Origin of the sequence: Flavobacterium sp., assembly GCF_049240005.1 — a bacterium.
Classification (GTDB): domain Bacteria; phylum Bacteroidota; class Bacteroidia; order Flavobacteriales; family Flavobacteriaceae; genus Flavobacterium.
In genome coordinates this window covers 21828-28392 of the sequence record NZ_JBMLTK010000035.1, presented here as the reverse complement: position 1 = coordinate 28392, position 6565 = coordinate 21828, and the positions used below count along the sequence as shown (strand labels likewise).

The 6565-nt window shown below is 43.3% G+C and carries 8 protein-coding genes and 2 pseudogenes; 7 read left to right on the top strand and 3 right to left on the bottom strand.

Annotated features, from left to right (window positions below; translation table 11 throughout):
• From ACOVQQ_RS03710 to ACOVQQ_RS03685, 6 genes and pseudogenes are all read left to right on the top strand, one after another.
• Positions 1–296: pseudogene (locus ACOVQQ_RS03710) on the top strand (cytochrome c oxidase subunit I); the annotation flags it as partial.
• 56 nt (positions 297–352) lie between these two features.
• On the top strand, positions 353–589 hold the full coding sequence (locus tag ACOVQQ_RS03705; protein ID WP_421816998.1) for a (4Fe-4S)-binding protein: 237 nt from the start codon (positions 353–355) through the stop codon (positions 587–589).
• Entirely contained in the window at positions 570–854 is a 285-nt protein-coding gene (locus tag ACOVQQ_RS03700) for a GNAT family N-acetyltransferase (protein WP_421816997.1), read from the top strand. The genes ACOVQQ_RS03705 and ACOVQQ_RS03700 overlap by 20 nt, the downstream gene beginning before the upstream one ends.
• Positions 855–871: 17 nt before the next feature.
• Positions 872–1894: a Holliday junction branch migration DNA helicase RuvB gene (gene ruvB, locus ACOVQQ_RS03695; protein WP_298148402.1), complete on the top strand. Its 1023-nt coding sequence runs from the start codon at positions 872–874 to the stop codon at positions 1892–1894.
• Between the two features lie 21 nt (positions 1895–1915).
• Positions 1916–2824: a tRNA epoxyqueuosine(34) reductase QueG gene (gene queG, locus ACOVQQ_RS03690; RefSeq protein WP_421816996.1), complete on the top strand. Its 909-nt coding sequence runs from the start codon at positions 1916–1918 to the stop codon at positions 2822–2824.
• A gap of 180 nt (positions 2825–3004) precedes the next feature.
• Positions 3005–3232 (top strand): annotated as a pseudogene (locus ACOVQQ_RS03685) (tRNA epoxyqueuosine(34) reductase QueG); the annotation flags it as partial.
• Positions 3233–3943: 711 nt separating this feature from the next.
• Here the strand turns inward: ACOVQQ_RS03685 and ACOVQQ_RS03680 are convergent.
• Genes ACOVQQ_RS03680 through ACOVQQ_RS03670 form a run of 3 tightly spaced genes read right to left on the bottom strand, consistent with a single transcriptional unit; the run spans position 3944 to position 5767 of the window.
• A complete protein-coding gene (locus tag ACOVQQ_RS03680) occupies positions 3944–4654 on the bottom strand; it encodes a tRNA1(Val) (adenine(37)-N6)-methyltransferase (protein WP_421816995.1) in 711 nt (236 codons plus the stop codon).
• Positions 4655–4657: 3 nt separating this feature from the next.
• Positions 4658–5182 carry a ribosome maturation factor RimM gene (rimM, locus tag ACOVQQ_RS03675; protein ID WP_421816994.1) on the bottom strand — a complete coding sequence of 175 codons (525 nt, stop codon included), beginning with the start codon at positions 5180–5182 and terminating at the stop codon, positions 4658–4660.
• Between the two features lie 12 nt (positions 5183–5194).
• The gene (locus ACOVQQ_RS03670) at positions 5195–5767 is read right to left on the bottom strand and encodes a 30S ribosomal protein S16 (protein WP_421816993.1); all 573 of its coding nucleotides are present in this window, start codon (positions 5765–5767) and stop codon (positions 5195–5197) included.
• Between the two features lie 227 nt (positions 5768–5994).
• Here ACOVQQ_RS03670 and ACOVQQ_RS03665 point away from each other — a divergent pair, with 227 nt between their 5' ends.
• Entirely contained in the window at positions 5995–6549 is a 555-nt protein-coding gene (locus tag ACOVQQ_RS03665) for a DUF6252 family protein (protein ID WP_421816992.1), read from the top strand.
• Positions 6550–6565 lie beyond the last annotated feature (16 nt).

Here is a 6565-nt window from a genome sequence, read left to right as displayed (position 1 = left end):
TACAAAACGTAAACGTACTTATTACAGTTTTTGCTTTAGTAGGTGGCGCTTTCCAATTGGTGTTCTTGTATAACTTCTTCCATTCCATGTTCTATGGTAAGAAAACAGAACGAAACCCATGGAGATCTAATACACTCGAGTGGACAGCACCAGTTGAGCACATGCACGGAAACTGGCCAGGAGAAATTCCTGAAGTACACAGATGGCCTTACGATTACAGTAAGCCTGGACACGATGATGATTTCGTACCACAGAACGTTCCGATGAAACCAGGTGAACAAGTTCTGAATCACTAATACAAAGGCCTTTCATTTGAAAGGCCTTTTTTCTGTATATTTATTTCATTTTAGCTATGGAACAAAAGAAATATACCAACGGAGAAGTAACCATAGTATGGCAACCGAAATTGTGCATACATGCGGCGTTTTGCGCTAAAGAACTTCCAGCTGTTTTCAAGCCTAAGGATAAACCTTGGATTCAACCCGAAAACGCAAGCACAGCCGATATTATTAAACAAGTAAAACGTTGTCCTTCAGGAGCATTATCCTATTACATGAATATCGACGGGAATGAAAGTACAGCAGAATAATGAAGCCTCGCGTTTCGAAACTTCGATCCATGGCGTAACGGCTTTCATCGAATATATCGAAAAGCCGGGTGCAGTACTGCTACTGACACACACCTGCGTTCCCCGACAGATTGCCGGCCGAGGAGTGGGTACTAAGCTAGTCGTCGAAACATTAGAACTCATCCGTCAGCTCGAATTTAAAATCGTGCCTCTTTGTCCGTTTATAGTTGCCTACCTTAAAAAGACAAACGATTTTCAAGATATTATTGCACCAAAACTTCACTAATAGTTCGCTAATAGTTTATGAATCAAAATTTAGACCCAACCGATAATCATTTCTCGCCCGAAGAACTCGACCTCGAGAAGAAACTGCGTCCGCTTAGTTTCGATGATTTCGCGGGTCAAGATCAAGTGCTCGAAAACCTGAAAGTATTCGTTAAAGCCGCGAATTTGCGAGGCGAAGCGCTCGATCATGCCCTCTTTCACGGTCCGCCCGGATTAGGGAAAACGACTTTGGCTAATATCCTAGCCAACGAACTTGGTGTGGGTATAAAAATCACTTCAGGTCCTGTACTTGATAAACCCGGCGATCTAGCAGGTTTACTAACAAATCTCGAAGAACGCGACGTGCTTTTTATCGACGAAATCCATCGCTTAAGTCCTGTGGTGGAAGAATATTTGTATTCTGCCATGGAAGATTTCAAGATTGATATCATGATCGAATCGGGTCCTAATGCCAGATCAGTTCAAATCAATCTTAATCCGTTTACGCTTGTCGGTGCCACCACACGTTCGGGATTACTCACTGCGCCTATGCGTGCTCGTTTCGGGATTCAAAGTCGATTACAGTATTATAACAAAGAGTTGCTCAGTACGATCATCGAACGAAGTGCAGGCATTATTAAAACGCCCATTACAACCGATGCTGCTATCGAAATCGCTGGCCGAAGTCGTGGAACTCCACGTATCGCAAACGCACTTTTACGTCGTGTTCGCGATTTTGCACAAATTAAAGGAAACGGCACCATCGATATCGAAATTGCACGCTATGCACTAAAAGCTTTGCATGTAGATGCGTTCGGTCTTGACGAAATGGACAATAAAATTCTATCGACCATCATCGATAAGTACAAAGGCGGTCCTGTTGGACTGTCAACGCTGGCAACAGCAGTGAGTGAAAGCGCCGAAACTATCGAGGAAGTATACGAGCCGTTTCTTATTCAAGAAGGTTTTATTATGCGTACACCACGCGGACGAGAAGTAACCGACAAAGCATTCCAGCATCTAGGAAAATCGCGTCCAAACGCGCAGGGCAGCCTTTTTTAACTCGTTTTAAAGTCGGTTTTCATGGATTACAGCGCACTAATTAAAACAAAAGCCGCAGAGCTTGGATTTTTGTCCTGCGGTTTTTCGCGTGCCGAATTCCTGGAAACCGAAGCACCTCGCCTCGAATCATGGCTCAAAAATAAGTACCAAGGCGAAATGTCGTATATGAACAATCATTTCGATATGCGCCTCGACCCGCGTCTGCTCGTTCCCGGCGCGAAAACGGTAATTTCACTGTTACTCAATTATTTTCCCGAGAAAACACAGGTTTCAGACTCGTTCAAGGTTTCTAAATACGCCTACGGTACCGATTATCATTTCGTGATAAGAGACAAGCTTAAAGAGCTCTTGCGTTTTATGCGCGCGGAAATCGGTGAGATAAACGGACGCGCGTTCGTCGATTCGGCGCCGGTGCTCGACAAAGCCTGGGCGGCAAAGTCGGGTTTGGGATGGATCGGCAAAAACAGCAATCTGATTACTAAAAGCGTTGGTTCCTTCTATTTTATCGCGGAACTGATTGTAGATCTCGAGCTGCCACCCGATGCGCCTGTAACAGATCATTGCGGAAGCTGTACCGCTTGTTTAGATGCGTGTCCGACCCAAGCCATCGTTGCACCCTATGTGGTCGATGGCAGCAAATGCATTTCCTATTTTACTATCGAATTAAAGGCGAACTTGCCCATTTCGGAGGAAGTTAACCTAGATCAGTGGGCATTTGGTTGCGATGTTTGCCAAGACGTTTGTCCGTGGAACAAGTTCAGCAAACCTCACAACGAACCACTGTTTACGCCCAACGCCAAGCTACTTGAAATGTCGAAGAAAGAGTGGCTCGAACTTACTGAAGAGACGTTTCATGAAATCTTCCGAAAGTCGCCGCTCGAACGTCCCGGTTATGCAGGTTTGAAACGAAATCTGGAAAAGTTGATCTGATTTTTTTTATTTGGGTGTGCCGGCGCCTAACGTAACAAACCTACAAAGTGCTCGTGCAAGCTTTTCCAAGTAACAAACGCAACAACGCACATCAACCGAATTTAGCCTTGCCTTGGCGCCGTCGCGCGCTACACTGTATCTTTTGGCAAAACATAAGTGGAAATTCCGTAGCGCCCAAAAGATCAGTGGGCATTTGGTTGCGATGTTTGCCAAGACGTTTGTCCGTGGAACAAGTTCAGCAAACCTCACAACGAACCACTGTTTACGCCCAACGCCAAGCTACTTGAAATGTCGAAGAAAGAGTGGCTCGAACTTACTGAAGAGACGTTTCATGAAATCTTCCGAAAGTCGCCGCTCGAACGTCCCGGTTATGCAGGTTTGAAACGAAATCTGGAAAAGTTGATCTGATTTTTTTTATTTGGGTGTGCCGGCGCCTAACGTAACAAACCTACAAAGTGCTCGTGCAAGCTTTTCCAAGTAACAAACGCAACAACGCACATCAACCGAATTTAGCCTTGCCTTGGCGCCGTCGCGCGCTACACTGTATCTTTTGGCAAAACATAAGTGGAAATTCCGTAGCGCCCAAAGGATGCCGTTCCGCTCGCTCACACGGAAATGCGTGTTTGTACGTATAAAGACAATTGTATCGAGTATTAAGTATTAAGACGGATGTATTAAGTATTAAGACGGATGTATTGAGTATTAAGACTGCGGGATTTAGATGTTTTCGATCGCTTTAAAAAGTTGTCTGGTATTAGAACAATAGTTATTGGTTGTTTAATCGAATTCTGATTTTAATTTATCTGTTAAAGTGTTGGTTTTTAAAGAAAAAGAGCTGACTCAGCTTTGCTAAAATTTAAACGTAATATTGCAATATTACCACAGTTAAAAATACTGTAAAACAAGTGATTAAGTAATTAGTAAAAACTCGTAATTTTAATGAGTTACCAACCAAAAAATATAACGTTCGTTTTTTGATAACGATTTTCGCGGTAAGGACAGCAGCGGTATCCTTTTGCCGAAGGAACGTAGGCAAAAGATATAGCGAATGGCCTGACGGCGGCTATGTATTTCCACAGTTAGTTTGCCGCCGGACCGCCCACATGTCAAGCAGCGTCGTTAAAATTTAGGATGGAAATCTTTTGTGGCTTCGCGGTATTGTGCCGTATAGTTTCCGCGACTTTTCTCGACGGTTAGTTCCGATTCGGTTACTGCTACCGCGTAAAATCCGAACTGCAAGACCGTTCGTTTAGCTGCTTTTCCGGGCATCGGGTAAATAATTTTGCGGTGTTGCAGTTGCAATTCTGCCTTTTTTGCGGCGTTCACCCAAACCTGATAATCGGCTTCGGGAACAATAATTTGTACGGTTCCAGTTTCGGTTAGCAAGTTAGCCGCGCAAGCAAAAAAGAACTCGGGTTGTAACTTGTCGGCAAAACGAGCCGTCGTCCTACTTTCAGTTTCTGCAAAGTGCTGGTTGAGATAAAAAGGCGGATTCGAAATAATTAAATCGTATCCATAGTCCGAATCTTCGACGAGCTCGGCAAAGTCGCCGTGATAGCAAAAGAGACGGTCGCCCCACGGACTGTTTTCAAAATTTTCGACGCATTCCAAATAGGCCGCCTCGTCAATTTCAATGGCATCAATAATTTCGGCTCCAGAGCGTTGTGCGAGCATGAGCGCGATAATTCCGGTACCGGCGCCAACATCCAGAATAGTTTGCGGTTGGTTAGAGATGTCTGAAAAAGCTCCGAGAACTACAGCATCGGTGCCAACTTTCATTGCGGCTTTATCTTGCTGAATATCAAATTTTTTGAATGAAAAAACAGACATGTATTAGCGGTACATATCGACTAAGCCTTCCGGCAAGTTCATGACAATTTCTTTCTTGGCGCGATCCACTTTCACTAAAAACTGATCGATCATCGGAATAAGCATTTCCGTTTCGCCATCGAGAACTTCAAACAAGGGTTGTGCGGTGGTGTCGTTCACCGATTGAATTACGCCCACGCGACCTTCTTTTTGATCGACGATGGTGAATCCGATTACTTCGTGGAAGTAAAATTTGTTTCCGCTGAGTTTTGGAAGGAAAGAGAGTGGGAGGTAAAGTGCATTTCCGATGAGTTCGTCGGCTTCGGCTTCGGAGTTTACATCTTCGAATTTCACGCGTAGAAAGTCGTTTTTATGTAAGGAAGCACTTTCCATAAAAAAAGGAATCAGTTCGTTGTTGCATTCAACAAAAACTGATTCCAAATTTTGGTAAAGGTGAGGTTCGTCGGTATCGAGATACAATAAGAGCTCGCCTTTAAAGCTAAATTTTTTCGCGATTTTGCCTAAGTAGAAACAATCAGCTTTTCGCATTCGCAGAAAAAATTAAGCCTGAGTTTCTTCAGTAGCTTCGTCAGCAGCAGGCTCTTCAGCAGCAGCTTCAGTGGCAACTTCTTCAGCAGCAGCAGCGTTTTCAGCAGCTTCCGCCTCAGCTTTTGCAGCAGCTTCCGCTTCCGCAGCAGCATTTGCACGTTTTTCGTTTACAGCTTTTTCAGCAGCAAGTACTTTTGCTTTCGCATCTGCTTTTGCTTTTGATAGGTTGTCTTTCTTAGCGTCAACTTTTCCAGCTTTTTCTTCCAACCAAGCAGCGAATTTCGCATCAGCCTGCTCTTGAGTTAAAGCTCCTTTTCTAACGCCGCCATCTAAGTGATGCTTTAAAAGCACTCCTTTGTAAGAAAGGATAGCACGCGCAGTGTCGGTTGGTTGTGCACCATTGTGTAACCACTGCACAGCATGATCGATGTTTAGGTCGATTGTTGCAGGGTTTGTGTTCGGATTGTAAGTTCCCAATTTCTCTAGATAACGACCGTCACGCTTTGAACGTGCATCGGCAGCAACTACCCAATAAAATGGTTTACCTTTTTTTCCGTGTCTCTGTAGTCTGATTTTTACAGCCATAATCTTATTGATTAAATTGCGAGGTACTCGACCTCTGTTAATTAAGGCTGCAAAAGTACTATAAATTTCCGAAATACCGTAAGCGGGTCTTTCAAATTTGTTGTTTGTTATAAAAATTCTATTTCTGGCGTAATTTTTTGATTTTATGAGCGGATATGATTGCTATTTCGTTTTAAAAACTATTTTTGTAACCGACTTCTCAAAGTCATATTAACCGATTAACTCAAATGAAGAAAATTTTTTCAATATTGGTTTTCGCTTTAGTGGCAATTGCTTGCGAGAACGAAGTAGTTTTTAACGATCCAGGTTTCCAAGCTCGCAAAGACAATCGTGTTTGGAGAGGTGATTTGACTTCTGGCGATTTCAATCCAACCGATCCAGCTGTGCCTAATACGGGTTCAGTGACGATTACTTCTTACAAAGGATTCGAAACCACTACGATTACTTTTCCAATAGTTCTTACGACTCCAATTACGAGTCTCAATGCGCAAACGTATACGTACGGTTACAATCCAACAGAACCTTCTTTGGATGACGAAATTAGTGCAAGCTATACGTTCACGGATGGAGGAACTGCCTTGGAGTATGTTACCGGCTTGGGATTCAACACCGAGCGCGAAGATCCAGGTAATTTAGAAATTGTAATTAACAAATGGGATCCAGAGAAAAAAGTAATTTCAGGAACTTTTAAATTTAATGCTAAGTACCAAGGCGAAAGTACTTTAGCTCCTGACAACGTTAATTTCCAAGAAGGGAATTTTTACAACATCCCTGTTTTTTAACTATTAACGGATACAA

Coding starts and splice junctions, on each gene's coding strand:
- queG (WP_421816996.1), top strand. CDS start 1,916: ATGGATTACAGCGCACTAATTAAAACAAAAGCCGCAGAGCTTGGATTT.
- ruvB (WP_298148402.1), top strand. CDS start 872: ATGAATCAAAATTTAGACCCAACCGATAATCATTTCTCGCCCGAAGAA.
- ACOVQQ_RS03665 (WP_421816992.1), top strand. CDS start 5,995: ATGAAGAAAATTTTTTCAATATTGGTTTTCGCTTTAGTGGCAATTGCT.
- ACOVQQ_RS03670 (WP_421816993.1), bottom strand. CDS start 5,767: ATGGCTGTAAAAATCAGACTACAGAGACACGGAAAAAAAGGTAAACCA.
- ACOVQQ_RS03680 (WP_421816995.1), bottom strand. CDS start 4,654: ATGTCTGTTTTTTCATTCAAAAAATTTGATATTCAGCAAGATAAAGCC.
- rimM (WP_421816994.1), bottom strand. CDS start 5,182: ATGCGAAAAGCTGATTGTTTCTACTTAGGCAAAATCGCGAAAAAATTT.
- ACOVQQ_RS03705 (WP_421816998.1), top strand. CDS start 353: ATGGAACAAAAGAAATATACCAACGGAGAAGTAACCATAGTATGGCAA.
- ACOVQQ_RS03700 (WP_421816997.1), top strand. CDS start 570: ATGAAAGTACAGCAGAATAATGAAGCCTCGCGTTTCGAAACTTCGATC.